The sequence below is a fragment of the Streptomyces sp. NRRL F-4489 genome (assembly GCF_001509485.1).
Taxonomy (GTDB): Bacteria; Actinomycetota; Actinomycetes; order Streptomycetales; family Streptomycetaceae; genus Streptomyces.
In genome coordinates, this window is the sequence record NZ_LLZI01000146.1 from 55,070 (window position 1) to 79,085 (window position 24,016).

Consider the following 24,016-nt stretch of genomic DNA (forward strand, 5'->3'; position numbering starts at 1 on the left):
CGATGCGCTACCGCCCGGTGATCTGGGCGAGCTTGCGGCCCGCCTTGAGGTACGCCGCGCCCCCGTCCGCCGGGAGCCGCTCCGCCAGGACCTCCGCCAGCGGGCGGATCGCGTCGGACTCGGCGAGCACCACCGCGGACTGGCCGGACGCGCCCTCGACGACCAGCCGCAGCGCGTTCTGCTTCGCCAGCCGCCGGGCCGCGGAGGCGCTGGGCGTGAACTCCAGGACCGACGTCAGCACCGCGGCCACCGTCAGCTCCCCGTGCTCGCCGGCGTCCACCACCGGCAGCGACGCCACGTCCGCGAACGACTTCTTGGAGAACTGCGCCACGAAGCCGGCCCGCGCGGCCATCGCCGCGTCCAGCCCGTACAGCGCCGCCACGACCTCGCCCGCGAGGATCTTCTTGAGGTCCATCGGGTGCAGCGAGCGGTCCGCGACCCGGCCCAGGACGAGGGCGATCTCCGCGTCGGTCCACTCCGTCCACGCCTTGAGGTACGGCTCCATCAGCCGGTCCGGGACCGACATGATCTTGCCGAAGACGTCGTCGGCGGGCGCGCTCAGACCGACGTAATTCCCCTTGGACTTCGACATCTTGGCGCCCGTGCCGTCCGTGCCCTCGATGAGCGGCATGGTCACCACCAGCTGCGGCCGCTGCCCGCGCAGCTCCATCAGCTTGCGGCCCATCTGGAGGTTGAGCAGCTGATCGGCGCCGCCCAGCTCGACGTCGCAGGCCAGCGCCACCGAGTCCAGGCCCTGGGCGATCGGGTACAGCAGCTCCGTCATCGTCAGGCCCGCACCGGCCGCGAGGCGGTTGCGGAAGTCCTCGCGCTGGAGCAGCTGGGAGACCGGCACCTGGGCGAGCAGCGACAGCAGCTCGGGGAAGGTGTACGGCGCCAGCCACTCGCTGTTCTGCCGGAAGCTGACCTTCTCGAAGTCGAAGAACGGGCGCACCTGTTCGCGGTACGAGGCGAGGTTGTGCGCGATGTCCTCGTCGGTCAGCGGCGGGCGCTCGGCCGTCCGGCCCGACGGGTCGCCGATCTTGGCGGTGAAGTCGCCGATGATCAGCGTGACGTCGTGGCCGAGGCGCTGGAAGCGGCTGAGGATGATCAGTGGCACCGCGTGGCCGAGGTGGACATCGGTCGCCGTCGGGTCGATGCCCAGCTTGACGTGCAGGCCCTGGCCGGCCGCCTGCCGCTCCTCGATGCGCTCGGCCAGCTTCTCGACGCCCGGCAGCACCTCGACCGTACGGGACGCGATCAGCTCGGCCTGCTCCTTGGCCGGCAGGTCCGTCAGGTCGAGATAGCGCCGCGCACCGGTCTCCTGGAGCAGCTCCCGGACCGTGGCGTCCGAGGAGAGGTCGGCGGAGAGCAGCGTGCTGGCGCGGGCGACGGATTCGCCGAGGCGTGTCATGGCGTTCCTGATCGATCGTGGTTCCCGAACGGGAGGACAGGGCGACAGTCTATTAGGCCGGTCACGGCCGCTCGCCCGGATATCTGTGGGGACCCGACAGCGACCGGGGCGCGCCCCTGTGCGGGCTCGATTCCCCGTACGGGCCCCCCGACCGCTAGTTTCGTACCGAACACAAGACGGACAGGACACGGAAAGGGTGATCTCTTGAGCCGCTCGGTTCTGGTCACCGGAGGCAACCGCGGCATCGGCCTCGCCATTGCCCGCGCCTTCGCCGAGGCAGGCGACAAGGTCGCCATCACCTACCGCTCGGGCGAGCCCCCGGCGGGCTTTTTGGCCGTGAAGTGCGACATCACGGACCCCGAGCAGGTCGAGCAGGCGTACAAGGAGATCGAGGAGAAGCAGGGCGCGGTCGAGGTGCTGGTGGCCAACGCCGGCATCACCCGCGACCAGCTGCTGATGCGGATGTCGGAGGAGGACTTCAGCGCCGTCCTCGACACCAACCTGACCGGCACGTTCCGGGTGGTCAAGCGCGCCAACCGGGCGATGCTGCGGGCCCGCAAGGGCCGGATCGTCCTGATCTCGTCGGTGGTCGGCCTCATGGGCGCCGCGGGCCAGGCGAACTACGCCGCCTCCAAGGCCGCCCTGGTCGGCTTCGCCCGTTCGCTCGCCCGCGAGCTGGGCAGCCGCAACATCACCGTCAACGTCGTCGCCCCCGGCTTCGTCGACACCGACATGACCCGCGTGCTCAGCGACGAGCAGCGGGAAGGCATCGTGAAGCAGGTGCCGCTGGCGCGTTACGCGCAGCCCGAGGAAGTCGCCGCCTCGGTCCGCTTCCTGGCCTCCGACGAGGCCGCGTACATCACCGGAGCCGTCATTCCCGTCGACGGCGGATTGGGCATGGGTCACTGAACAGCATGAGTGGAATCCTCGCCGGCAAGCGCATCCTGATCACGGGTGTGCTGATGGAGTCCTCGATCGCCTTCCACGCGGCCAAGGTCGCGCAGGAGCAGGGCGCCGAGGTCATCCTGACCGCGTACCCGCGGCCCACCCTGACCGAGCGCATCGCCAAGAAGCTGCCGAAGCCCGCCAAGGTCATCGAGCTGGACGTGACCGACCAGGAGCACCTGGACCGCCTGGAGGGCCTGGTACGCGAGGAGCTCGGCGGGCTGGACGGCATCGTCCACTCCATCGGCTTCGCCCCGCAGGACGCCCTGGGCGGCAACTTCCTCAACACGCCCTTCGAGTCGGTCGCCACGGCCATGCACGTCTCGGCGTTCTCGCTGAAGTCGCTGACCATGGCCTGCCTGCCGCTGATGCCGGAGGAGGGCGGCGCGGTGGTCGGCCTGACCTTCGACGCGCAGTTCGCCTGGCCGCAGTACGACTGGATGGGCCCGGCCAAGGCCGCCCTGGAGGCCACCAGCCGCTATCTGGCGCGCGACCTCGGCAAGCGGAACGTCCGCTGCAACCTCGTCTCGGCGGGCCCGATCGGCTCGATGGCCGCCAAGTCCATCCCGGGCTTCTCGGACCTGGCCGAGGTGTGGAACACCCGCTCCCCGCTGGAGTGGGACATGGCCGACCCCGAGCCCGCGGGCCGCGGTGTCGTCGCCCTGCTGTCGGACTTCTTCCCGAAGACCACCGGGGAGATCGTGCACGTCGACGGCGGCGTGCACATGATGGGCGCCTGACGCCTGCCGCGCTCTCCGTACCGCCCGTCCCGGTCCGCCCGGGGCGGGCGGTACGCGTATCCGGCCCCCGTGGGCGCGCGGGTCAGCCGCGCTCCAGAAGGGCGCGCAGGTCAGCCGCTCTCCAGGAGGGGGCCGCGGCAGCCGAAGGAGTGGGCGCCGGCCTCGGCCGCGGCCCGTTCACCGTCGCCGGCGCGGATCGCCTCCACCAGGCGCGAGTGGTCCATATGCGCCTCCGGGCGCAGCACGGTGCCGACATCGGCCCGCAGGAAGTCGCGCACCACACCGCCGAGATCGGCGTAGACCGCGGCCAGTACGTCGTTGTGGGAGGCCGCCACCACGGCCATGTGCAGCGTCGTGTCGGCCGCCACGAACGCCTCGGCGGACCCGGACCGCCAGGCCCCCTCGCGGCGCTCCAGCAGCGCGTCCAGCTGCCGCAGATCGGCCTCCGTACGGCGCCGCGCGGCGAGCCGGGCGGCCGCGGCCTCCAGGGCGGAGCGCAGCTCGGCGACGTGCCCGGGGTCGGCGTCGGCGAACCGGCGGTTCATCACCCCGGCCAGCTCGCTGGTGGCCGCGACGTACGTGCCCGAGCCCTGCCGGATGTCCAGCAGGCCGTTGTGCGCCAGCGCCCGTACGGCCTCGCGGACGGTGTTGCGGGCCACCCCGAGCTGTTCGACCAGCTCCGGTTCGGTCGGGATGCGGGAGCCCACCGGCCAGTCGCCGGACGTGATCTGGGCGCGCAGCTGCGCGATCACCTGGTCCGCCAGCGCGGAGCGGCGGGGCGAGGTCAGGGGCATGGCGGGGCTCCGGGGTGCGGCGGCCGGTGGGCCGGACGGACGGCGGCGGCGCGGACGCGGGCGGGGTATGGGAGCCCGTGGCGCCGGGGTGGTGCCCCGAGGCTACCGAGACGGCGCGTGCCGGGGACTGGACACCTATTCATCCCATGATTCTATGATGGCCCCTATGGCAGACGAAGACCTCGCGACCCTCGGCCCGGCCGCCGAGCCCCTGCAAACCTCCGACCGGCCCGCCGAAGGCGCCGCTCCGGCGCGCCCCGAAGCCGGACGGGGCGCGGAACCCGGGCGGGGCCGGGGCGCCGCGCCGGCCGCCGCCCGCTGGCTGCCGGGGGTCGTGATCGCCGGTCTCGTCCTCGCCGCGCTCAACCTCCGCCCCGCCATCACCAGCCTCGGCGCGCTCATGGAGGAGGTCCGCGAGGGGCTCGGCATGAGCGGCACCGTCGCCGGCCTGCTGACCTCCGTACCGGCGCTGTGCTTCGCCGTCTTCGGGATCGCCGCGCCGCGGCTGGCCCGGCGCTTCGGGCCCGGCGCCATCGTGTGCGCGGGGATGGCGGCGATCGCGGTGGGCGTGGCGGTCCGCCCGTACGCCGGAGGGACGGCCGGGTTCCTGGCCGGCAGCGGGCTGGCGCTGGCCGGTATCGCGGTCAGCAACGTCCTGCTCCCGGTGGTCATCAAGACGTGGTTCCCCGACCGGGTCGGCCCGATGACCGGGCTCTACTCCATGGCGCTGGCCCTGGGCACCTCCCTCGCCGCGGCGCTCACCGTGCCCATGACCGGTGCGCTGGGCGGCGATTGGCACACCGGGCTGACGGTGTGGGCGCTGCTCGCGGTGTTCGCGGTGCTGCCGTGGCTGGTGGTGCTGCGGCGCCGTCCGGCATCGGAAGCGGCGGCACCGGAAAGCGGTACGCCGGAATCCGCCGCACCCCCCATACGGATCACCTCCTCGCCGACCGCCTGGGCGCTGGCGGTCTTCTTCGGCCTCCAGGCGACCGCCGCGTACATCACCATGGGCTGGATGCCGCAGATCTACCGCGACGCCGGGGTCTCGGCGGGCACCGCGGGCGTACTGCTGGCGGTCACCATGGCGGTCGGCGTGCCGCTCTCCTTCGTCCTGCCGCGGCTGGCGGCGCGGATGCGGCACCAGGGGCCGCTGGTGGTCGTCCTGGGGGTCTGCGGACTGGCCGGCTATACGGGGCTGTGGCTGGCGCCGGCCGCCGGGTCGTGGTGCTGGGCGCTGCTGATGGGCATCTCCAACTGCGCGTTCCCGCTGGCCCTGACGATGATCGGGATGCGTTCGTCCAGCCCGGCCGGCGTGGTCAAGCTCTCCGCCTTCGCGCAGAGCGTCGGCTATCTGATCTCCATCCCCGGGCCGCTGCTGGTCGGCACGCTCTACCAGCACAGCGGGGGCTGGGGGCTGCCGATCGCGCTGATGGTGGGGCTGATGGTGCCGCAGATCGCGGTGGGCTTCCTGGCGGGGCGGAACCGGCGGATCGAGGACGAGCGCTGACGGGCGCTTTCGGGCGCCGGGTCGCGGACTGCCGGCCCACCGGGCCGGGGACGGTCCGCTCGCGGGGCCGGGGCGTCCCGCTCGCCGGACCGGACGGCAGCCCTCCCGGGGCGCGGTGGCGGCGCGCCGGGAGCCGGGCGCGCGCCCTGGCCGGGGGCGCGCCGGGGGCGGGTGCGACACTGGGCGCATGCCAGTGCTCGAACCGAATCCGCAGGGCAGCCAGAAGAAGCTGCTGCTCGTCCTCGGCCTGATGCTCGGCGTGACCGCCGTCGTCGCGATCATCGCGAGCATCGCCGCGCCATGACGCCGTGACGGCCCGCACCTGGCGCCCGCGGTACGCGGGCCGGGCGGGTCCGTGCCGAACCCCTGGGGATCCCCTAGGGGATAGGTGTCAGGGATCTCTGGGGGGTTTCCCGGATGGGAACGGCCGGCGGGAGTCCGTAGCGTCGGAGACACACCGCCGGAAGGGCGGTGGGCGCGCCGCCGGCCGGTGGTGCGCCGTCCCCGCGACCCGTCCAGGAGCCCGCCATGTCCACCGCGTTCCGCCGCCCGTCCGCCCTGCCGGCCTCCCGCGGGCGGAGCGCGCTGCCGTGGTGGGCGCTGGCGCTGCCGGCCGTCTCCTTCATAGCCCTGCTGGTGCTGCTGGCCCATCCCGCGCAGGCGGGCGCGGCCGGTGCGGCGCACTCCCCGGAGGGCCTTCGGCCGGTGCTGGAATTCCTCGCCGGAGTGATCCCGTCCGGCCGCTGAGCGGGCCCGCTCCAGCGGCCTCTCCCGGCGCCGGGAGAGGGCCGTTCACCCGGCCGGGCGGAGGTGTCAACACCCCGCGCCGGGTCACGGCTTTCATGGGAAGCTGGGACGCATGAGCGTCGATACACCCCGCCGGATTGTCCTGCTCCGACACGCCAAGGCCGAATGGTCCGACGGCAGCGACCACGACCGCCCGCTCGCCGACCGCGGCCGCAAGGACGCCCCGGTCGCCGGCCGCTGGCTGGCCGGTGCCGGCATCACCCCCGACCTGACCCTCTGCTCGACGGCCGTGCGGACGCGCGAGACCTGGAAGCTCGTCGTCTCCGAGCTTCCGCAGCGGCCCAAGACGGTCTACGAGGAGCGGCTGTACGAAGCCTCCCTCGGCGAGCTGATCGCCCTGCTCAACGAGGTCTCCGACGAGGTGGACGACCTCCTGGTCGTCGGGCACAACCCCGGCATGCACGCGCTGGCCGACGCCCTCGCGGGCGAGGCCGAGGGGGATCTGCTGGCGCGGATGAACCGCAGCGGTTTCCCGACGTCGGCGATGGCCGTGCTGTCCTTCAGCGGTTCCTGGAAGTCGGTCGAGCACGGCGTCGGCCGGCTCATCGGCTTCTGGTCGCCGCACGCCTGAGCCGCGGCCGCGGGCGCTCACCCGCGCCCGCGAGCCCGGCAGAGCCCGGCCGCACCCCACCGGCCGGGACGCCACCGGACCGGGACGCCACGGACAACGGCCCGGCCCCGGCGCACCTCCCGCGCGCCGGGGCCGGGCCGTTCCCGAGTCCGGGAAGCGGGGGCCGGGGGCCGGGGGCGGATGGCCGGGCGCCGGGGCGCTCACCAGGCCCTGGGCCCGCGCCCACAAGCCCCCCGTCCCTCACTCCACGTGCGTCTCCGCCGCCTCGACCTCTTCGCGGGTGACGCCCAGCAGATAGAGCACGGTGTCCAGGAACGGCACGTTGACGGCCGTGTGCGCGGCCTGGCGCACCACCGGCTTGGCGTTGAAGGCGACCCCCAGCCCCGCCGTGTTGAGCATGTCCAGGTCGTTGGCGCCGTCGCCGATCGCGACGGTCTGCGCCAGCGGCACCCCGGCCTCCTGCGCGAACCGCCGCAGCAGCCGCGCCTTCCCGGCCCGGTCCACGATCTCCCCGGTGACCCGCCCGGTCAGCCTGCCGTCGATGATCTCCAGGGTGTTGGCGGAGGCGAAGTCCAGCCCCAGCTCCTCCTGGAGCGCGTCGGTGACCTGCGTGAACCCGCCGGAGACCACGCCGACTTGGTAGCCGAGCCGCTTCAGCGTCCGCACCAGCGTCCGGGCCCCCGGCGTCAGCCGCACCTCCTTGCGGACGAGGTCCACCACCGAGGCGTCCAGCCCGCGCAGCAACGCCACCCGGGCGTGCAGCGACTGCTCGAAGTCCAGTTCCCCGCGCATCGCCGCCGCGGTCACCTCGGCCACCTCCGCCTCGCACCCGGCGTGCGCCGCGAACAGCTCGATGACCTCGTCCTGGATGAGCGTGGAGTCCACGTCCATCACCACCAGCCGCTGCGCCCGGCGCTGGAGCCCGGCCGCGACCACCGCGACGTCCACGCCCAGCCGCGCCGCCTCCGGCGCCAGCACACTGCGCAGCGCGTCGGTCGCCGCCCCGGAGACCGCGAACTCCACGGCCGTCACCGGATACTTGGCGAGCCGGAAGATCCGGTCGATATTGCCCCCCGTGCCCGTTATGGCGGCGGCGATGGCGGCGGCCGACTCCGCGGTGAGCGGATGCCCCAGCACGGTGACGTGGGACCGGCCCGTACCGCGCGGGCGGTTGTCGCCGCGGCCGGAGATGATCTCGGCCTGGAGGTTCAGGGACTCGGCCCAGCTGTGCACGGTGGCCCGCAGGTCGCCCTCCGAGGCCCCGTCGCCGCCCCCGCCCGCGGGCGTGGTGACCAGTGCGCACAGCGTGATGCGGCCCCGGGTCACCACCTGCTCGATGTCCACGACATCGACGGCGTAGGCGGCGAGGGTGTCGAAGAGCCCGGCGGTGATACCGGGCCGGTCCTTCCCGAAGATCTTGACCAGCAGGGTCGGGACGTCGTCGCCTGGTACGGCGGTGGCCGGCGGGGTCTGCGATGCGCTCATGGTGCTTTTACGGTAACCGGCGGACGACCGGAGCCGTACGGGTGTCCGGGGTTCGGACCCGGTGACGGAGCGCTGCCGCCCCGCCACCGGACGGACCCGTTACCGCCACCGGACGGCCCCGGTCGCCGCCACCGGAGGGGCCCGTCCGCCGTTCCCGGGGGCCCCGGTCCCGTACCCTCCCGGGGCCCGCCGGTGATCGTTATGGACTCGTGTCCGCGCCGCCCGGTTGCACCGCCCCGGGTGACCGGGCTGGCGCCCCAACTCCCGCTCTGATATGGAGGCTTCGCCCCCGGCGGCGCCGCGCAGCACCGCCCCGCCGCCCGGAATCCCCCGCATTGCGACGTACACGGCATTCCCGGCACAAGCGGCGCTTCCGGCTCACCGGGAGGGTTCGCCGGATGCCGCCGGAAGCGCCCCGCATCCCGCTCCCGTCCCGGTTTCCGGTCGGCGGGCCGAGCCTGAAATAGTTCCCCACGATGTTCGCCATCCCTGGACTTCCCGTACAGGGCGTCACTCGGGGGACTATGTAATGGGGCATGGAGTGCCTGAACTCGTACTGGAACTGAACGGAAGGACCTGGACGCTCGATCCGTCCAGGTCCTACAGCGTGGGCCGTGATCCGCAGGGCGACTTGGTGCTCGACGACGCCAGGGTCTCCTGGCGGCACGCCACCCTCCGGTGGTCCGGCCGCGGCTGGCTGATCGAAGACCACGGCAGCACCAACGGCACCTACGTCCAGGGCCGGCGCGTCCAGCAGCTGGAGGTCGGCCCCGGCACCGCCGTCCACCTGGGCAACGCCACCGACGGCCCCCGGCTGACCCTGTCCGCCGCCGCGGCGCCCGCCGACGCCTTCAGCGCGCCGCCCGCCGCGGCCGCCCCGCACCAGGGCCAGGCGCAGCCGCCCGCCCAGCAGGGCTGGCAGGCCCCGCCCCAGGGCGGCCACCCGCACGTCCCGCCCCACGGCGGCCAGCCCTACGTACCGCCGCAGCAGGCCCAGCAGCCGCACCAGGCCCAGCAGCCCCACCAGGCCGCGGCCCCCCACCAGGCCGCGCAGCCCCAGGCCGCCCGCCCCCAGGCCGGCGCCGACCGCAGCCCGACCACCTTCCACCGCCTGGACAGCGGCCGGGTGATGCGGATCGGCCGTGCGCTCGACAACGAGCTGGTCGTCTCCGACCTCCAGGTCTCCCGGCACCACGCGGAATTCCGCGCCACCCCGGACGGCCGGTTCGAGATCCGCGACCTGGGCAGCCACAACGGCACCTACGTCAACGGCCAGCCGATCCCCAAGTCCGGCAGCGCCCCGGTCGGCCCGAACGACACCGTCGGCGTCGGCCACTCCACGTTCCGGCTGGTCGGCGACCGGCTGGAGGAGTTCGTCGACACCGGCGAGGTCTCCTTCTCGGCCCGCCACCTCACCGTCACCGTCGACGGCGGCAAGCAGATCCTCAAGGACGTCTCCTTCGGCGTCCCCGAGAAGTCGCTGATCGCCGTCATCGGCCCGTCCGGATCCGGCAAGTCCACCCTGCTCAAGGCGCTGACCGGCTACCGCCCGGCCAACCAGGGCGAGGTCCTCTACGACCACCGGAACCTCTACAAGCACTTCGCCGAGCTGCGCCAGCGCATCGGCCTGGTCCCGCAGGACGACATCCTCCACAAGGAGCTGACCGTCCAGAAGGCCCTGCGCTACGCCGCCAAGCTGCGCTTCCCCGGCGACACCGCGGAGTCCGAGCGCGAGGCCCGGATCGGCGAGGTGCTGCGCGAGCTCAAGCTCGACGTCCACAAGGACAAGAAGGTCACCTCGCTCTCCGGCGGCCAGCGCAAGCGCGTCTCGGTCGCCCTGGAGCTGCTGACCAAGCCGTCGCTGATCTTCCTGGACGAGCCCACCTCCGGCCTCGACCCGGGCATGGACCGCGATGTGATGCAGCTGCTGCGCGGGCTGGCCGACGACGGCCGCACGGTCCTGGTCGTCACCCACTCGGTGGCCGAACTCGCCCTGTGCGACCGGCTGCTGGTGATGGCGCCGGGCGGTTCGGTGGCCTACTTCGGCCCGCCCGCCGAGGCGCTGAACTTCTTCCAGTACGAGTCCTGGGCCGATGTCTTCTCGGCGTTCGAGAACTACCGCGACTACGACTGGGCCGGCCGCTGGCGCGGCTCCCCGCACTACCAGATGTACGCCGCGGACCTGGACGCCGCGCCGCCGCAGTCGGTCAGCGTCCAGGCCCCGCCGGCCCGGATACAGAAGTCGCAGAGCTGGGGCTCCCAGCTGTGGACCCTGATGCGCCGGTACGTTTCCGTGCTCGCCTCCGACCGCGGCTTCCTGGCCCTGATGCTGATCCTGCCGGCCGTCCTCGGCGTGGTCTCCCTGCTGATCCCCAGCGACTACGGCCTCGGTTACGGCCCGACCGCGAAGCACCAGACCAACCGCGACGCCAGCACCATCTCGCTGATCCTCGCGGTCGGCATGTGCTTCTCCGGCGCCGCCAACTCGGTCCGCGAGCTGATCAAGGAACGGGTGATCTACGAGCGCGAACGGGCCACCGGCCTGTCGCGGTCGGCGTACCTGATGTCCAAGATCATCGTGCTGGGCGTGGCCACCGCCCTCCAGGGCGTGATCATCGCGGCCATCGGCTTCTCCACCCGGCCGATGCCGGCCCAGGGCCTGATCGTCGCCAAGGCCCCGGCCATCGAGATGACCGTGGCGATCATCGCGCTCGGCTTCACCTCGATGATGGTCGGCCTGATCATCTCCTCGCTGGTCAAGACCGCCGAGAAGACCATGCCGCTGCTGGTCATGTTCGCCATCGTCCAGGTCGTCTTCACCGGCGTCCTCTTCCAGCTCTTCGACACCGTCGGCGTCTCCCAGGTCTCCTGGCTGATGCCGTCCCGCTGGGCGGTCGCCGCGCTGGGCGCCACCGAGGACATGAACACCCTGCTCCCCTGGGAGCCCGGCAACCCCGACCCGCTGTGGAAGCACCAGACCGGCGTCTACGTCATGGATGTGATCATCCTGGTCGCCCTGGGCGTCGGGCTCGCCTTCGTCGTCGCGCGGCTGCTGCGCCGCCACGAGCCGGAGGTCATGCGCAAGTAGCGCAGGCGCTCCCCGCCCAGGCACGCCCGAGGGGCGGCACCCGGTCCATGGGTGCCGCCCCTCGGGCGTTGCGCGTCGGTACGGAACTCCCGGCTCAGTAGGCCGAGTTGACGTTGTCCATCGAGCCGTAGCGGGCGGCCGCGTAGTTGCAGGCCGCGGTGATGTTGGCGACCGGGTCGTAGATGTTCCAGGAGGTACCGGGGACGTGGTACTGGCGGAACGTCGGGTCGATCACCTGGAGCAGGCCCTTGGAGGGGATGCCCGCCTGGGCGTTGGAGTCCCAGAGGTTGATCGCGTTGGGGTTGCCGGACGACTCGCGCATCAGGTTGCGGTAGATGCCGTTGTAGCTGCCCGGGATGTTGTGCTTGGCCATGATGTCCAGCGACTCGCGGATCCAGCCGTCGAGGTTGTTCGGGTAGACCTTGACCGGCTTGGCGGCGGCCGGGACGGCCTGGCGGACCGCGGCGCGGCTGACCGCCTGCTTCACCCGGCGCTCCTGCTCGGCCTTCGCCTTCGCCTTGGCCTTGGCCTGGGCGGCGGCCTGCTCGGCCTGCTTCTTCGCGGCCTCGGCCTCGGCCTTGCCCTGCGCGGCGGAGGCGTCGGCCTGCTGCGCGATGGTGGCCTGCTGGGCGCGGGCGGCGGTGTCGACGGCGCTGAACGCGACCGGCTGGATGTTGAGGTTGGCGGGGGCCGCGGCGGCCTTGCTCTGGCCGGCGTCGGCGCCGGGGACGGCGGTGAGCACCAGCGCGGCGGCGCCGGCGGCGGCGACACCGGCGGCGACCAGCTTGTGCGTCCGGGTCAGGTTCAGAGCGGAGACGGGGTGCTTGGGCATGGCGGGGCGACCTCTTCCGATGGCGGACATCGCCCGGGCCGTTGAGCGGGCTGAACGCCGATTTCTGATCACGGCGCCGAGCGACGGGAGCCATTCTTAGCGGCCGAAAATTAGCCCGGCAATGATGTGACGTACGACCCCGGTTAGTGGGAACGGGGCGGGGCCGAAGCCGCCCGCCCCGTGGAAACCCCAGCTCAGAGTGGGTGTCCCGGTCCACTAAGCAGGTTCGTAAGTGAGCTGCGCCCTATGCGCGGGGTCACATCGGCCAGAGGTTTATCTCGCCCTTAGTAGTTGCAATCGCACATTGCGTGCGGGGGCTGCGGGCAGGTCCGCGGACGGGGTTCCGGGCGGCCCGGTGGAGGAGCCCGCGAGCGGCCCCGCGCTCAGACCTCGACCAGCACCTGGTCGAGCGATTTGCGCACCAGATCCGGCACCCGGCAGTCCCGCGCCGGATACCCGACCGGGATCACCGCGAACGCCTTCTCGTTCGCCGGCCGCCCCAGCACCTCCTGGAGGAACCGCATCGGACTCGGCGTGTGCACCAGCGCCGCCAGCCCCGACAGATGCAGCGCGGACAGCAGCATCCCGACCGCGATCCCCACCGACTCGTCCACGTAGTAGTGCTTGCGCTTGGCGCCGTCCGGGCCCAGCCAGTGCCGCTGCTGGAAGACCACGATCAGGTGCGGCGCGTCGGTCAGATGCGGTTTGACCTCGTCGGTGCCCAGCGGCCGCAGCGCCGCCAGCCACTCCTCGCCCAGCCGCCCCTCGTACGAACGCCGCTCCTCGGCCTCCGCTGCCGCCCGGATCCGGCGGCGCACCTCGGGGTCCTTGACCAGTACGAACGTCCAGGGCTGCTGATGCGCCCCGGACGGCGCGGTGGCCGCGCAGGCGATCGCGTCCCGGACGACCTGCTCCGGGACCGGGTCGGCGGCGAACCGCCGCACCGTCCGCCGCCGGTCCATCCGCTCCCGCAGCTCGGCCGCGCGGGCCAGCGACTCGGCCGCGGGCATCCGCTCGGGCCGGTACGGCACCGGCCGGTAGGGCTCCCCGTGGGTCGGCGTCCAGCGCTGCGCCGGACCTGTCGTCGTCTCCGTCGGCGCGGTGGGCGCCTCGTGGGGTGAAGGTGAAGAGGACATGCCCAGAGTCTGGGCCCGCTCCCCGGGCCCCCGCCCCGTATCCGCCCGGATCGGCGCGAACTGATCGGCGCTGACGGCCCTTGCGCGGGCACCCGGCCCGTACGTTCCATCGCGCCTGATGCCGTAGCTAGCCACGTATCAACCGTTTTCGCCCTATATAAGGGGACAAGCCGCCCTATAGAGGTGCTGTCCCTATATAGGGGGTGAGGTGCGGGCCAGACCCTCACCCCGCCCTAGGTCCCCAGCCCTAGGCACCAGGCGTACCCCCAGCGCGTCGGCGGACCGATACGGCCCGCCCGACCCGCCGGTACGGTGAAGCCATGACCAACGGACCGGGTGCCGGAATCCCCGCGGTGAGCACCGCGATCCTGGCCATGAGCAGGCATCTGGAGGTGCGCGACGTCCTCAAGACGATCGTCGCCTCGGCCCGCGAGCTGCTGGACGCCGAGTACGCCGCGCTCGGCGTCCCGGACGACCACGGCGGCTTCGCCCAGTTCGTGGTGGACGGCGTCAGCGCCGAGCAGTGGAAGGCCATCGGCCCGCTGCCCCGCCAGCACGGCATCCTCGCCGCGATGCTGCACAGCGCCACCCCCGAGCGGCTCGCCGACGTCCGCGAGGACCCCCGCTTCGGCGGCTGGCCCGACGCCCACCCGGACATCTCCGACTTCCTCGGCCACCCCATCGCCGACGGCGACGAGATCCTCGGCGCCCTCTTCCTGGCCAACAAGCGCTGCCCCGAACCCCGCCCCGCCCGCCCGCACGGCTGCCGCTTCACCGAGGACGACGAGCGCCTGCTCGGCATACTCGCCCAGCACGCCGCCATCGCCCTCACCAACGCCCGCCTCTACGAGCGCAGCCGCGAGCTGACCATCGCCGGCGAGCGCGCCCGGCTCGCCCACGAGCTGCACGACGCGGTCTCCCAGAAGCTCTTCTCGCTCCGCCTCACCGCCCAGGCCGCCACCGCCCTGGTCGACCGCGACCCGGCCCGCGCCAAGGACGAGCTGCACCAGGTCACCGCGCTGGCCGCGGAGGCCGCCGACGAGCTGCGCGCCGCCGTCATCGAGCTGCGCCCGGCCGCCCTGGACGAGGACGGGCTGGTCGCCACCCTGCGCTCCCAGGTCCAGGTCCTCGACCGGGCGCACTCCGCCCGCGTCACCTTCGCCGCCCAGGGCGTACGGGCACTGCCCTCCGCCCAGGAGGAGGCGATGCTCCGGGTCGCCCAGGAGGCGCTGCACAACGCCCTGCGCCACTCCGGCGCCACCCGGGTCGAGGTCACCCTCGGCCGGGCCGGCCAGGGCGCCCGGCTGCGGGTCGCCGACGACGGCCGGGGCTTCGACACCGGCGCGGTCCGCCGGGCCGGCCGCCATCTGGGCCTGGTCTCCATGCACGACCGGGCCGGCGGCGTCGGCGGCACGCTCACCGTGGAATCGGAGCCCGGCAAGGGCACCGCAGTCGAGATGGAGGTGCCCGGTGGCTGAGCGCACCCGGAGTGGTACGGAACGGACCACGGGCGAGGGGCGTGCGATCCGCGTCCTGCTCGTCGACGACCACCAGGTCGTCCGCCGCGGCCTGCGGACGTTCCTGGAGGTGCAGGACGACATCGAGGTGGTGGGCGAGGCGTCGGACGGCGCGGAGGGCATCGCCGCCACCGAGGAGCTGCGCCCGGACGTCGTCCTGATGGACATCAAGATGCCCGGCACGGACGGCATCGAGGCGCTCCGCCGGCTGCGCGAGCTGGACAACCCCGCCCGCGTCCTGGTCGTCACCAGCTTCACCGAGCAGCGCACCGTCGTCCCGGCCCTGCGCGCCGGCGCGGCCGGCTACGTCTACAAGGACATCGACCCGGACGCGCTGGCCGGCGCGATCCGCTCGGTGCACGCCGGGCACGTCCTGCTCCAGCCCGAGGTGGCCGGCGCGCTGCTCTCCCAGGAGGAGGGCAACGGCGGCCAGGGGCGCGGCGGTTCGCTGACCGACCGGGAGCGCGAGGTGCTGGCCCTGATCGCGGACGGCCGCTCCAACCGCGAGATCGCCCGCGCGCTGGTGCTGTCGGAGAAGACCGTCAAGACGCACGTCTCCAACATCCTGATGAAGCTCGACCTCGCCGACCGCACCCAGGCCGCGCTGTGGGCCGTCCGCCACGGCATCGGCGCCTGAATTCCGGGGCGCGGCGGGGGAGGGGCCCCGCCGCGGGCGGCGGCGGAACGATAAACCGAACGTCGCCTCGCGGATCCTAGATTCATACTGTCGTGTATACGTAGCCCATTCGGCGTATCCCCGCTCCCGGCCGGGCCGTTTCCAGTGCAGTCGTGGCGGCTGGCCACGGCATCGGTAACGAGGAGCTGAACGAAGTGAAGAACATCAAGCGGGTTGCGGCCATCACGATCGCGGGTGCCGGTCTGGCCCTGGCGGGCGCCGGCGTCGCGTCGGCGCACGACGGCCCGCAGGCGCAGGGCGCCGCGCTCCAGTCCCCCGGCGTCGTCTCGGGCAACGTCGCCCAGGTGCCGGTGCACATCCCCGTGAACGTCTGCGGCAACACCGTCTCCGTGATCGGCCTGCTCAACCCGGCCTTCGGCAACACCTGCCTGAACCGCTGACCCAGGGAGCCTCGCCGCTCCGGTCAGCCGACCCCGCGCCGGGCCGCCACACCGGCCCGCCGGGTCGTTTCCGGACCGGCCCCGCCCAGCCCTGGCCGTGCGGCCGGTCCGCTCTCCACATACACCGTCATTTCCGGCCCAGTGCCGCCATGTGAGGATCACGTCACCATGAACACCGTCAAAAAGGCCGCCCTTGTCCTCGCCACCACCGGTCTCGCCGTCGGCGCCGGCGCCGGTGCGGCGTTCGCCCAGGGCGGCGCGCACGCCGACGGCAAGGCCCTGAACTCCCCGGGCGTCGGCTCGGGCAACCTCGTCCAGGCGCCGGTGCACGTCCCGGTGAACGTCACCGGCAACAGCGTCAACGTCGTCGGCGTGCTGAACTCCGCCTTCGGCAACCCGGCCGTCAACAACTGACGCCCCGCCGGCCCGGGACCACCTCCCGGACCGCACCGGGCCGTTGAGGCCCACACCTCCCCGGAAGCCCCGCCGGCCGCCGTCACGGCCGGCGGGGCTCTCCCGTCTCGCCTCTCACCCCCCGCCCCGGCTCACCCCCTGCCGCGCTCCCGCTCCTCCACCGCGGAGTTGTACGCCGCCACCTGCGCCCGCCGCGCCGTCCGCTCCACCGGCCGCAGCGCCTCCGCGCGAGCCGCGATCTGCGACGAGCTGACCGCCGCCCCGTGCTCCCGGCCGTCCCCGCCCGCCCCCTGGGCGATGCCGATCAGCGCGCCGACCCGCTGCGCCAGCTCCAGCACCCGCACCGCCCGCGGCGGATAGCCCGGCGCCAGCAGCCGCCGCCCGGCCTCCGCCCGCGCCCGATACGCCGCCAGCGCCGCCTCCGCCACCGGTCCCGAACCGGCCACGTCCAGCCGGGAGAGGACTTCCGTCGCCTCCCGCAGCGCCTCCGCCAGCTCCCGCTCGGCCTCGCCCAGCGACGGCACGTCGGCCGGCGGCGCCTCGCGCACCGGCAGGCAGTGCCAGACCACCTCGACATGCACATCCGGGGCGGCCCCGCCCTCGGGACCCGCCTCGAACACCTCCGGGACGAGGCCCAGCCCGGCGCCCTGGGCGAGCACCGCCTCCCCGGCCTGGAGCGCCCGCGCGTTGAACTCCGGCGGGCCGCTCAGCCCCAGCGGATGGCCCGGCACCGGCAGGGCCACCCGCAGGCCGGCCGCGCCGAGCGCCCGCAGCCGGCCCAGCGCCAGCGTCAGGCCGACCGGGGCGTCCTCCCCGGGCAGCCCCGAGACGCGGTGCACCGCGTCGTCCTCCGCGATCCGGTGCGCGGCGTCATCAGGTGAGACAAGTCCGGCCAAAAGGGCATTTCCCCATGCCGCCAGCCGTCCTGAACGAGGTTCATCGAGCATGCTCCCCAGCCTAGGGAACGGCACTGACATCGAGTGGCGTAGGTTTGCAGGGGGGCTGCGCCTACAGGCGCACACGACGACCGAGAAGCAATGGGAGACAGTGCGCTCATGAGCGATGTGCTGGAGCTGGTGGACGTATCCGTGGTCCGCGAAGGACGGGCTCTGGTGGACCAGGTCTCGTGGTCGGTGAAGGAGGGGGAGCGCTGGGTGATCCTCGGCCCCAACGGCGCCGGCAAGACCACGCTGCTGAACGTCGCCTCCAGCTACCTCTTCCCGAGCACCGGCACCGCCCGGATCCTGGGCGAGCAGCTGGGCCGGGTCGACGTCTTCGACCTGCGCCCGCGCATCGGCATCGCCGGCATCGCGCTCGCCGACAAGCTGCCGCGCCGGCAGACCGTCCTCCAGACCGTCCTCACCGCCGCCTACGGCATGACCGCCACCTGGCGCGAGGACTACGACGAGATCGACGAGCAGCGCGCCCGCGCCTTCCTCGACCGCCTCGGCATGAACTCCCACCTGGACCGGAAGTTCGGCACCCTCTCCGAGGGCGAGCGCAAGCGCACCCTGATCGCCCGCGCCATGATGACCGACCCCGAGCTGCTGCTCCTGGACGAGCCCGCCGCCGGCCTCGACCTCGGCGGCCGCGAGGACCTGGTCCGCCGCCTGGGCCGGCTCGCCCGCGACCCGTACGCGCCCTCGATGATCATGGTCACCCACCACGTCGAGGAGATCCCGCCGGGCTTCACCCACGTCCTGATGATCCGTCAGGGCAAGGTGCTGGCCGCCGGCCCGCTCGACCTGGAGCTGACCTCCAGCAACCTCTCGCACTGCTTCGGCCTCCCGCTCGTCGTCGAGCGCCAGGCCGGCGACCGCTGGACCGCCCAGGGCCTGCCCCTCACGTAGGGGCATCCGCCCAACGGCCCGGCGGCCGCCCGCCGCTGACCGATCGCGCCCTGTCCCCGGACCGCCCGCCCGACCTACCATGACCCCGTGGATCCTTGGGTGTGGTGGCTGATCGCCGCCGTGGGGCTGGGCATTCCGCTCGTCATGACCGCGATGCCCGAATTCGGGATGTTCGCGGTCGGTGCCGTCGCCGGAGCCGTGACCGCGGCGCTCGGCGGCGGCACCGTCGCGCAAGTCCTCGTCTTCGTCGCGGTGTCGGTCGCGCTGATCGCCGTCGTCCGGCCGATCGCCAACCGCCACCGCGGCCAGAGCCCCGAGCTCGCCTCCGGTGTCGACGCCCTCAAGGGCCGCACCGCCACCGTCCTGACCCGCGTCGACGCCGGCGACGGCGGCCGCATCAAGCTCGGCGGGGAGGTCTGGTCGGCCCGCGCCCTCGACGGCGAGCGGGTCTACGAGGCCGGCCAGCAGGTCGACGTGGTCGAGATCGAAGGCGCCACCGCCCTGGTCATCTGACCGGAACGGTGTGCACGACGCCCCGCACCTCTGAAAGACTGATCAGCGCAGAGCCGGCCGCGGCCGGGACGACCAGCAACGAAGGGCACGGGAGCCGCTGTGGAACCGATCATCATCGTCCTGATCATCCTGGTGGTGCTCGTGTTCATCGCACTCATCAAAACGATCCAGGTCATCCCCCAGGCCAGCGCCGCCATCGTCGAGCGCTTCGGCCGCTACACCCGCACCCTCAACGCCGGCCTGAACATCGTCGTTCCGTTCATCGACACCATCCGCAACCGCATCGACCTCCGCGAACAGGTCGTGCCGTTCCCGCCCCAGCCGGTGATCACCCAGGACAACCTCGTCGTCAACATCGACACGGTCATCTACTACCAGGTCACCGACGCCCGCGCCGCCACCTACGAAGTCGCCAGCTACATCCAGGCGATCGAGCAGCTCACCGTCACCACCCTCCGCAACATCATCGGCGGCATGGACCTCGAGCGGACCCTGACCTCCCGCGAGGAGATCAACGCGGCGCTGCGCGGCGTCCTCGACGAGGCCACCGGCAAGTGGGGCATCCGCGTCAACCGCGTCGAGCTCAAGGCCATCGAACCGCCCACCTCCATCCAGGACTCGATGGAGAAGCAGATGCGCGCCGACCGCGACAAGCGCGCCGCGATCCTCCAGGCCGAGGGCGTCCGGCAGTCCGAGATCCTCACCGCCGAGGGCCAGAAGCAGTCCGCGATCCTGCGCGCCGAGGGTGAGGCCAAGGCCGCCGCGCTGCGCGCCGAGGGCGAGGCCCAGGCGATCCGGGTGGTCTTCGAGTCCATCCACGCCGGCGACCCGGACCAGAAGCTGCTGTCGTACCAGTACCTCCAGATGCTCCCGAAGATCGCCGAGGGCGACGCCAACAAGCTCTGGATCGTCCCCAGCGAGATCGGCGACGCCCTCAAGGGCCTCGGCGGCGCCATCGGCAACTTCAACCCCGCCGGCGGCGGCAGCATCCCCAAGCCCAGCGCCCCGGAGCGCCAGGCGCCCCCCATCGACTGAACGGCGCGCACCGTGCATGATCAGGGTTGCCCCTCGACCTCAAGGGCGGGGAGGCGACCCTGACCCATGTAAGGAGATGGCCTTGTCCATCTGGGAAGCAATCGCGGTCTTCGCGGCCGGCCTGGGCGCCGGCACCATCAACACCATCGTCGGTTCCGGCACCCTCATCACCTTCCCCGTGCTGCTCGCCGTCGGCCTCCCGCCGGTGACCGCCAACGTCTCCAACTCCCTTGGCCTGGTACCCGGTTCGATCAGCGGCGCGATAGGGTACCGCCGCGAACTGGCCGGCCAGGGCCGCCGGGTGCTCCGCTTCTCGGCCGCCGCCGTCCTCGGCGGGCTGGCCGGCGCGGTCCTGCTGCTCGCGCTGCCGGCCGGCGCCTTCAAGGCGGTGGTGCCCGCCCTGATCGCCGTCGCCCTGGTGCTCGTCGTCATCCAGCCCCGGCTGGCCGCCGCGGTCCGCGCCCGCCACGAGCGCCGCGGTACCACCGCCCGCCGCGACGGCGGCATCCTCCTCTTCACCGGCCTGCTGCTGGCCAGCGCCTACGGCGGCTACTTCGGCGCCGCCCAGGGCATCATCTACCTCTCCCTGATGGGCGTCCTGCTCAACGACGACTTCCAGCGCCTCAACGCCCTGAAGAACGTCCTCGCCGCCCTGGTCAACGGCGTCGCGGTGCTCTTCTTCCTCTTCGTCGCCCGCTTCGACTGGACGGCCGTGGTCCTGATCGCGGTCGGCTCCGCCATCGGCGGCCAACTCGGCGCCAAGGTCGGCCGCCGCCTGCCGCCCACCGCCCTGCGCGCCGTGATCGTCGTCGTAGGACTGGCGGCCATCGCCCAACTCCTCCTGAAATAACGGGAGTCGGCGACGGCCGCCGTACGGCCCCGGCGCCGCCGGGCCTACGCGGGCAGCGCCCCCAGCCAGTCCGGCAGCTCCTCCCGCACGGACACCCCGAGCGCCGAGACCAGCGCGTCCGCCGGCGTGGGCACGAACGGCCGCCGGAGCAGCCGCATCCCCGCCTGCTCCGGCGTCCGGTCGGCCTTGCGGTGGTTGTCCTCCGCACAGGAAGCGACGGTATTCAGCCAGGTGTCCCCGCCGCCGTGCGACCGCGGCACCACGTGGTCCACGGTCGTCGCCCGCTTCCCGCAGTACGCGCACCGGTGCTGGTCACGCACCAGCACCCCGCGCCGCGACCACGGCGCCTGTCTTCGGAACGGCACCCGGACGTACCGGCTCAGCCTGATCACCCGCGGCACCGGCACGTCCACCGACGCCGCCCGGATCCGCAGGCCCGGGTGGGCGTGTTCGACGACCGCCTTGTCCTGCATGACCAGCACCACCGCGCGCCGCAGCGACACCGTCGCCAGCGGCTCGAAGCTCGCATTCAGCACCAGCGTCTCGCGCATCCCGTCCACCTCCCGGACCCCGATCGCCCTCGTGGCGAAGTGGCTCCACTGTGCAGGGGCAGGTATTCCCCGGACAACGCAATTTCCTTGTGCCGCAAGGGAGATGGCGGGTGAACAGAGCATGAACGAGGGATGGCGCGGACCGCGGGCGGACGCCCGCCGCGCGCGGACGGAAAGGGTGCGCTCCGGGTCCCGGCCCCCGTGACACGGAACCCGGAGCGAACGGCGGCCGGCGCGGACGCCCCGTGCGTACGGGCTCCGGCGAGCGCGGGCGCACACACCAGCGCCCCGGCGCTCCCGCCACGCGGTACCGGCCGCCCGCCACCTCGCGGAGGCGGCGGTACGACCACCACTGTGCGTGCCGGAAACACCGGGGCGCAACGCATTTCCCCGGCCGCGGCGAACGGCCGGGCCGGGCCGCTAGCCGGCGGCCACCTCGTACTCACCGATCAGCTGCGCCCGCCCGAGCGTGTGGAAGCGCAGGTTGAAGCCGACCACCGCGGGTGAGGCGTCCGCGTCCGGCCCGAGCTTCTCCTGGTCCACCGCGTACACGGTGAAGACGTAGCGGTGCGGACCGTCCCCGGGCGGCGGCGCCGCGCCCCCGAAGTCCCGCGTCCCGTAGTCGTTGCGGACGTGCACGACCCCCTCCGGCAGCCCCTTCATCTCACCGCTGCCCGCACCCGCCGGCAGCTCGGTCACCGACGCCGGGATATCGAACACCACCCAGTGCCAGAAGCCGCTGCCGGTCGGCGCGTCCGGATCGAAGCAGGTGACGGCGTAGCTCCTGGTCCCCTCCGGAGCGCCCTCCCAGCGCAGCTGCGGGGAGCGGTTCCCCTCGGCGTACACCTGCTCGGGCCGCAGCGTCCCGCCGGGCTCCACCTCCTCGCTGACCACCGTGAACTCCGGTACCGGCGGGTGGAAATCGTGGGGGAGCGGCCGCCGCTTCAGCTCGGACACCTGAAGACCTCCTGGTCGTTTGCCGACACTTCGTCCGGCCAGGTTAGAGCCAGTTCCGCCGCCCGCCGACCTCGGCCAGCCACTGGTTCAGATACGCCGCCCAGTCGGTCCCCTCGAAGTCGTACAACCCCACCGTGAACGACCGGTAGGTGTCCGACCCCTCGCTGAACAGCCCCGGCTTCTTGTCCATCTCCAGTACGACGTCCATCTCCCGCTCGTCCGCCACGAACGACAGCTCCACCTGGCTCAGCCCCCGGTACTGCGGCGGCGCGGCGAACTCGATCTCCTGGTAGAACGGCAGCCGCTGCCGCGTCCCGTGGATCCGCCCCTGCTCCAGATCGGCCGACAGGAAGCGGAACCCCAGCCGCCCGAACGCGTCCAGGACCGCCTGCTGCGCCGGCAGCGGGTGGACGTGCACCGGATCGAGATCACCGGAGTCCACCGCCCGCGCGATCGCCAGCTCCGTCGCCACCCCCACGTCCATCCCGTGCAGCGGCTGCCCCATGAAGGTGGTCACCGGCGTCTCCCACGGGATCTCCAGCCCGAACGGCACCGTGTGCACCGCCCCGGCCTGCACCTCGAACGCCCCGCCCAGCCGCACCCGGGTGAACTCGACGTCCCGCACGACCTCCCCGTCCCCGTGCTCGGCCTCCACCCGCGCCTGCAGCCCGACCGACAGCCCCTGGATCGCCTGCGGCACCGACCCGCCCTGGATCCGCACCTCCCCCTGCACCACGCCCCCGGGGACCACGTTCTCCTCGAAGAGCACCGTCTCCACGGTCGCGCCCCCGGCCCCCAGACTCGCCAGCAGCTTCTTGAACCCCATGTCGTCCTCCCCGGGCGCGCCCCGCGCACCCCTACAGCCGGCCGAACCGATCACCGCCCGATCCTGGCGCACCCGAAGCGATCACCCCAACACCGCCCCCGCACCCACGGAAACCGGCCGCCCGGACCACCGTCCCCCCTCCACTACGCTCGGAACGCATGACTGACGGACCGGACCGCACCCCCCTCCCGCGCGACTTCTTCGACCGCCCCGTCCTGGAGGTCGCCCCGGACCTGCTCGGCCGCACCCTGGTACGCCACAGCCCCGACGGCCCCATCGAGCTCCGCCTCACCGAGGTCGAGGCGTACGCCGGCGAGATCGACCCCGGCTCCCACGCCTACCGCGGCCGCACCGCCCGCAACGCCACGATGTTCGGCCCGCCCGGCCACGCGTACGTCTACTTCATCTACGGCATGTGGTTCAGCATCAACCTGGTGTGCGGCCCCGAGGGCATGGCCAGCGCGGTGCTGCTGCGCGCCGGCGAGGTCCTCACCGGTACGCCGCTGGCCGCCGCCCGCCGCCCCAAGGCCCGCTCCACCAACGAGCTGGCCAAGGGCCCGGCCCGGCTGGCCACCGCCCTGGACATCGACCGCTCCCTGGACGGCATCGACGTCTGCGCCCGGAACGGCAGCCCGATCACGATCCTGCACGGCACCCCGGCCCCCGGCGCCCAGGTGCGCAACGGCCCCCGCACCGGCGTCGGCGGCGACGGCGCCGACCACCCCTGGCGCTACTGGATCGACGGCGACCCCACCGTCAGCCCCTACCGCCCCCACGTGCCCAGGCGCCGCTCCACCCCGAGTTCTTGACTCCGGCCCGCCGAGCGTCTAACGTAGCCCGAGCCGCTGGACAGAGGCAGCGCTATCTGCGTTGCCTGAAGCGGTACATCCACTACTTCGCACGACTCCCTGACGGGTCTCCTTCGGCATTGCCGAAATCCGACCCGGTCCGGCTCGATTATGAGCCGCCAGGAAAAGCCGCTAAAGTAGTGACCACGCCGAAAGGCGAAAACCTCCGACGAAAATCGGAACCGAATTCGAACCACCCGCGGCTCACCGAGCGGCGGACCGGGAACGAAAAAGGATCTGATAAAGTCGGAACCGCGAGAAA

General features: G+C 72.8%; 26 protein-coding genes. 17 read left to right on the top strand and 9 right to left on the bottom strand.

Annotated features, from left to right (window positions below; translation table 11 throughout):
- Positions 1–7: 7 nt before the first annotated feature.
- Positions 8–1,411 (bottom strand): tyrosine--tRNA ligase, encoded by a 1,404-nt coding sequence (gene tyrS, locus ADL22_RS13660; protein ID WP_066977855.1) that lies wholly within the window; start codon positions 1,409–1,411, stop codon positions 8–10.
- Between the two features lie 204 nt (positions 1,412–1,615).
- Between tyrS and fabG the strand changes: the two genes are divergently transcribed.
- The gene (fabG, locus tag ADL22_RS13665; RefSeq protein WP_066977858.1) at positions 1,616–2,320 is read left to right on the top strand and encodes a 3-oxoacyl-[acyl-carrier-protein] reductase; all 705 of its coding nucleotides are present in this window, start codon (positions 1,616–1,618) and stop codon (positions 2,318–2,320) included.
- Between the two features lie 5 nt (positions 2,321–2,325).
- The gene (gene fabI, locus ADL22_RS13670) at positions 2,326–3,096 is read left to right on the top strand and encodes an enoyl-ACP reductase FabI (protein ID WP_066977861.1); all 771 of its coding nucleotides are present in this window, start codon (positions 2,326–2,328) and stop codon (positions 3,094–3,096) included.
- 110 nt (positions 3,097–3,206) lie between these two features.
- Here fabI and ADL22_RS13675 read toward each other — a convergent pair whose 3' ends face one another.
- Positions 3,207–3,890, bottom strand: coding sequence for a FadR/GntR family transcriptional regulator (locus ADL22_RS13675; protein WP_066977864.1), 684 nt, complete (start codon positions 3,888–3,890; stop codon positions 3,207–3,209).
- A gap of 166 nt (positions 3,891–4,056) precedes the next feature.
- On the opposite strand from ADL22_RS13675, the gene ADL22_RS13680 reads away from it, so the two are divergent.
- From ADL22_RS13680 to ADL22_RS13690, 4 genes are all read left to right on the top strand, one after another.
- Positions 4,057–5,397 carry a CynX/NimT family MFS transporter gene (locus ADL22_RS13680; RefSeq protein WP_066977866.1) on the top strand — a complete coding sequence of 447 codons (1,341 nt, stop codon included), beginning with the start codon at positions 4,057–4,059 and terminating at the stop codon, positions 5,395–5,397.
- Between the two features lie 187 nt (positions 5,398–5,584).
- On the top strand, positions 5,585–5,701 hold the full coding sequence (locus ADL22_RS36665) for an SGM_5486 family transporter-associated protein (RefSeq protein WP_267890163.1): 117 nt from the start codon (positions 5,585–5,587) through the stop codon (positions 5,699–5,701).
- 224 nt (positions 5,702–5,925) lie between these two features.
- On the top strand, positions 5,926–6,144 hold the full coding sequence (locus ADL22_RS13685; protein WP_066977868.1) for a hypothetical protein: 219 nt from the start codon (positions 5,926–5,928) through the stop codon (positions 6,142–6,144).
- Between the two features lie 112 nt (positions 6,145–6,256).
- Positions 6,257–6,775: a SixA phosphatase family protein gene (locus ADL22_RS13690; protein WP_066977871.1), complete on the top strand. Its 519-nt coding sequence runs from the start codon at positions 6,257–6,259 to the stop codon at positions 6,773–6,775.
- 240 nt (positions 6,776–7,015) lie between these two features.
- Here ADL22_RS13690 and serB read toward each other — a convergent pair whose 3' ends face one another.
- The gene (gene serB / locus ADL22_RS13695) at positions 7,016–8,260 is read right to left on the bottom strand and encodes a phosphoserine phosphatase SerB (RefSeq protein WP_066977874.1); all 1,245 of its coding nucleotides are present in this window, start codon (positions 8,258–8,260) and stop codon (positions 7,016–7,018) included.
- A 529-nt stretch (positions 8,261–8,789) separates the two neighbouring features.
- Here serB and ADL22_RS13700 point away from each other — a divergent pair.
- The gene (locus tag ADL22_RS13700) at positions 8,790–11,348 is read left to right on the top strand and encodes an FHA domain-containing protein (RefSeq protein ID WP_079064103.1); all 2,559 of its coding nucleotides are present in this window, start codon (positions 8,790–8,792) and stop codon (positions 11,346–11,348) included.
- A gap of 94 nt (positions 11,349–11,442) precedes the next feature.
- Here the strand turns inward: ADL22_RS13700 and ADL22_RS13705 are convergent, their stop codons facing one another.
- Positions 11,443–12,180 (bottom strand): transglycosylase SLT domain-containing protein, encoded by a 738-nt coding sequence (locus ADL22_RS13705; protein WP_066977878.1) that lies wholly within the window; start codon positions 12,178–12,180, stop codon positions 11,443–11,445.
- Positions 12,181–12,563: 383 nt separating this feature from the next.
- A complete protein-coding gene (locus tag ADL22_RS13710) occupies positions 12,564–13,211 on the bottom strand; it encodes a nitroreductase family protein (protein ID WP_066977882.1) in 648 nt (215 codons plus the stop codon).
- A gap of 425 nt (positions 13,212–13,636) precedes the next feature.
- Between ADL22_RS13710 and ADL22_RS13715 the strand changes: the two genes are divergently transcribed.
- The 4 genes from ADL22_RS13715 (at position 13,637) to ADL22_RS13730 (ending at position 16,324) form a co-directional block, all read left to right on the top strand.
- Positions 13,637–14,794 carry a GAF domain-containing sensor histidine kinase gene (locus tag ADL22_RS13715; protein ID WP_066977885.1) on the top strand — a complete coding sequence of 386 codons (1,158 nt, stop codon included), beginning with the start codon at positions 13,637–13,639 and terminating at the stop codon, positions 14,792–14,794.
- Positions 14,787–15,470, top strand: coding sequence for a response regulator (locus ADL22_RS13720; RefSeq protein ID WP_066977888.1), 684 nt, complete (start codon positions 14,787–14,789; stop codon positions 15,468–15,470). The genes ADL22_RS13715 and ADL22_RS13720 overlap by 8 nt, the downstream gene beginning before the upstream one ends.
- Positions 15,471–15,664: 194 nt before the next feature.
- Positions 15,665–15,910, top strand: a complete 246-nt coding sequence (locus ADL22_RS13725) for a chaplin (protein WP_066977891.1) — start codon at positions 15,665–15,667, stop codon at positions 15,908–15,910.
- A gap of 168 nt (positions 15,911–16,078) precedes the next feature.
- Complete coding sequence (locus tag ADL22_RS13730) at positions 16,079–16,324, top strand: chaplin (protein ID WP_066977893.1); 246 nt, start codon at positions 16,079–16,081, stop codon at positions 16,322–16,324.
- Positions 16,325–16,455: 131 nt separating this feature from the next.
- Here ADL22_RS13730 and ADL22_RS13735 read toward each other — a convergent pair whose 3' ends face one another.
- The gene (locus tag ADL22_RS13735) at positions 16,456–17,271 is read right to left on the bottom strand and encodes a hypothetical protein (protein ID WP_066977895.1); all 816 of its coding nucleotides are present in this window, start codon (positions 17,269–17,271) and stop codon (positions 16,456–16,458) included.
- Between the two features lie 90 nt (positions 17,272–17,361).
- On the opposite strand from ADL22_RS13735, the gene ADL22_RS13740 reads away from it, so the two are divergent.
- The 4 genes from ADL22_RS13740 to ADL22_RS13755 all read left to right on the top strand — a co-directional run bounded on the left by ADL22_RS13740 (position 17,362) and on the right by ADL22_RS13755 (position 20,572).
- Positions 17,362–18,174, top strand: coding sequence for an ABC transporter ATP-binding protein (locus ADL22_RS13740; RefSeq protein WP_079064104.1), 813 nt, complete (start codon positions 17,362–17,364; stop codon positions 18,172–18,174).
- Positions 18,175–18,273: 99 nt separating this feature from the next.
- Positions 18,274–18,687, top strand: a complete 414-nt coding sequence (locus ADL22_RS13745) for an NfeD family protein (RefSeq protein WP_066977899.1) — start codon at positions 18,274–18,276, stop codon at positions 18,685–18,687.
- Positions 18,688–18,786: 99 nt separating this feature from the next.
- Positions 18,787–19,722, top strand: coding sequence for an SPFH domain-containing protein (locus tag ADL22_RS13750; RefSeq protein ID WP_066977902.1), 936 nt, complete (start codon positions 18,787–18,789; stop codon positions 19,720–19,722).
- A 76-nt stretch (positions 19,723–19,798) separates the two neighbouring features.
- A complete protein-coding gene (locus ADL22_RS13755; RefSeq protein ID WP_066977905.1) occupies positions 19,799–20,572 on the top strand; it encodes a sulfite exporter TauE/SafE family protein in 774 nt (257 codons plus the stop codon).
- A gap of 44 nt (positions 20,573–20,616) precedes the next feature.
- Here the strand turns inward: ADL22_RS13755 and ADL22_RS13760 are convergent, their stop codons facing one another.
- The 3 genes from ADL22_RS13760 to ADL22_RS13770 all read right to left on the bottom strand — a co-directional run bounded on the left by ADL22_RS13760 (position 20,617) and on the right by ADL22_RS13770 (position 22,906).
- Positions 20,617–21,123, bottom strand: coding sequence for an HNH endonuclease (locus tag ADL22_RS13760; protein ID WP_066977908.1), 507 nt, complete (start codon positions 21,121–21,123; stop codon positions 20,617–20,619).
- Positions 21,124–21,543: 420 nt separating this feature from the next.
- On the bottom strand, positions 21,544–22,080 hold the full coding sequence (locus ADL22_RS13765; protein ID WP_066977912.1) for a YbhB/YbcL family Raf kinase inhibitor-like protein: 537 nt from the start codon (positions 22,078–22,080) through the stop codon (positions 21,544–21,546).
- 43 nt (positions 22,081–22,123) lie between these two features.
- Positions 22,124–22,906 carry a sporulation protein gene (locus tag ADL22_RS13770; RefSeq protein ID WP_066977914.1) on the bottom strand — a complete coding sequence of 261 codons (783 nt, stop codon included), beginning with the start codon at positions 22,904–22,906 and terminating at the stop codon, positions 22,124–22,126.
- A gap of 158 nt (positions 22,907–23,064) precedes the next feature.
- Here ADL22_RS13770 and ADL22_RS13775 point away from each other — a divergent pair, with 158 nt between their 5' ends.
- Together ADL22_RS13775 and ADL22_RS36150 are read left to right on the top strand one after the other, a co-directional pair.
- On the top strand, positions 23,065–23,715 hold the full coding sequence (locus tag ADL22_RS13775) for a DNA-3-methyladenine glycosylase (protein WP_066977917.1): 651 nt from the start codon (positions 23,065–23,067) through the stop codon (positions 23,713–23,715).
- 119 nt (positions 23,716–23,834) lie between these two features.
- Positions 23,835–24,016, top strand: a 182-nt coding sequence (locus ADL22_RS36150; protein WP_234430685.1) for a hypothetical protein, incomplete at its 3' end; no start/stop codon positions are given.

Bases quoted from the DNA above. Each gene is read 5' to 3' on its own strand.
- tyrS (WP_066977855.1), bottom strand. From the start codon at position 1,411: ATGACACGCCTCGGCGAATCCGTCGCCCGCGCCAGCACGCTGCTCTCC.
- fabI (WP_066977861.1), top strand. From the start codon at position 2,326: ATGAGTGGAATCCTCGCCGGCAAGCGCATCCTGATCACGGGTGTGCTG.
- ADL22_RS13675 (WP_066977864.1), bottom strand. From the start codon at position 3,890: ATGCCCCTGACCTCGCCCCGCCGCTCCGCGCTGGCGGACCAGGTGATC.
- ADL22_RS13680 (WP_066977866.1), top strand. From the start codon at position 4,057: ATGGCAGACGAAGACCTCGCGACCCTCGGCCCGGCCGCCGAGCCCCTG.
- ADL22_RS36665 (WP_267890163.1), top strand. From the start codon at position 5,585: ATGCCAGTGCTCGAACCGAATCCGCAGGGCAGCCAGAAGAAGCTGCTG.
- ADL22_RS13685 (WP_066977868.1), top strand. From the start codon at position 5,926: ATGTCCACCGCGTTCCGCCGCCCGTCCGCCCTGCCGGCCTCCCGCGGG.
- ADL22_RS13690 (WP_066977871.1), top strand. From the start codon at position 6,257: ATGAGCGTCGATACACCCCGCCGGATTGTCCTGCTCCGACACGCCAAG.
- serB (WP_066977874.1), bottom strand. From the start codon at position 8,260: ATGAGCGCATCGCAGACCCCGCCGGCCACCGCCGTACCAGGCGACGAC.
- ADL22_RS13700 (WP_079064103.1), top strand. From the start codon at position 8,790: ATGGGGCATGGAGTGCCTGAACTCGTACTGGAACTGAACGGAAGGACC.
- ADL22_RS13705 (WP_066977878.1), bottom strand. From the start codon at position 12,180: ATGCCCAAGCACCCCGTCTCCGCTCTGAACCTGACCCGGACGCACAAG.
- ADL22_RS13715 (WP_066977885.1), top strand. From the start codon at position 13,637: ATGACCAACGGACCGGGTGCCGGAATCCCCGCGGTGAGCACCGCGATC.
- ADL22_RS13730 (WP_066977893.1), top strand. From the start codon at position 16,079: ATGAACACCGTCAAAAAGGCCGCCCTTGTCCTCGCCACCACCGGTCTC.
- ADL22_RS13735 (WP_066977895.1), bottom strand. From the start codon at position 17,271: ATGCTCGATGAACCTCGTTCAGGACGGCTGGCGGCATGGGGAAATGCC.
- ADL22_RS13740 (WP_079064104.1), top strand. From the start codon at position 17,362: ATGGGAGACAGTGCGCTCATGAGCGATGTGCTGGAGCTGGTGGACGTA.
- ADL22_RS13755 (WP_066977905.1), top strand. From the start codon at position 19,799: ATGGCCTTGTCCATCTGGGAAGCAATCGCGGTCTTCGCGGCCGGCCTG.
- ADL22_RS13760 (WP_066977908.1), bottom strand. From the start codon at position 21,123: ATGCGCGAGACGCTGGTGCTGAATGCGAGCTTCGAGCCGCTGGCGACG.
- ADL22_RS13770 (WP_066977914.1), bottom strand. From the start codon at position 22,906: ATGGGGTTCAAGAAGCTGCTGGCGAGTCTGGGGGCCGGGGGCGCGACC.
- ADL22_RS13775 (WP_066977917.1), top strand. From the start codon at position 23,065: ATGACTGACGGACCGGACCGCACCCCCCTCCCGCGCGACTTCTTCGAC.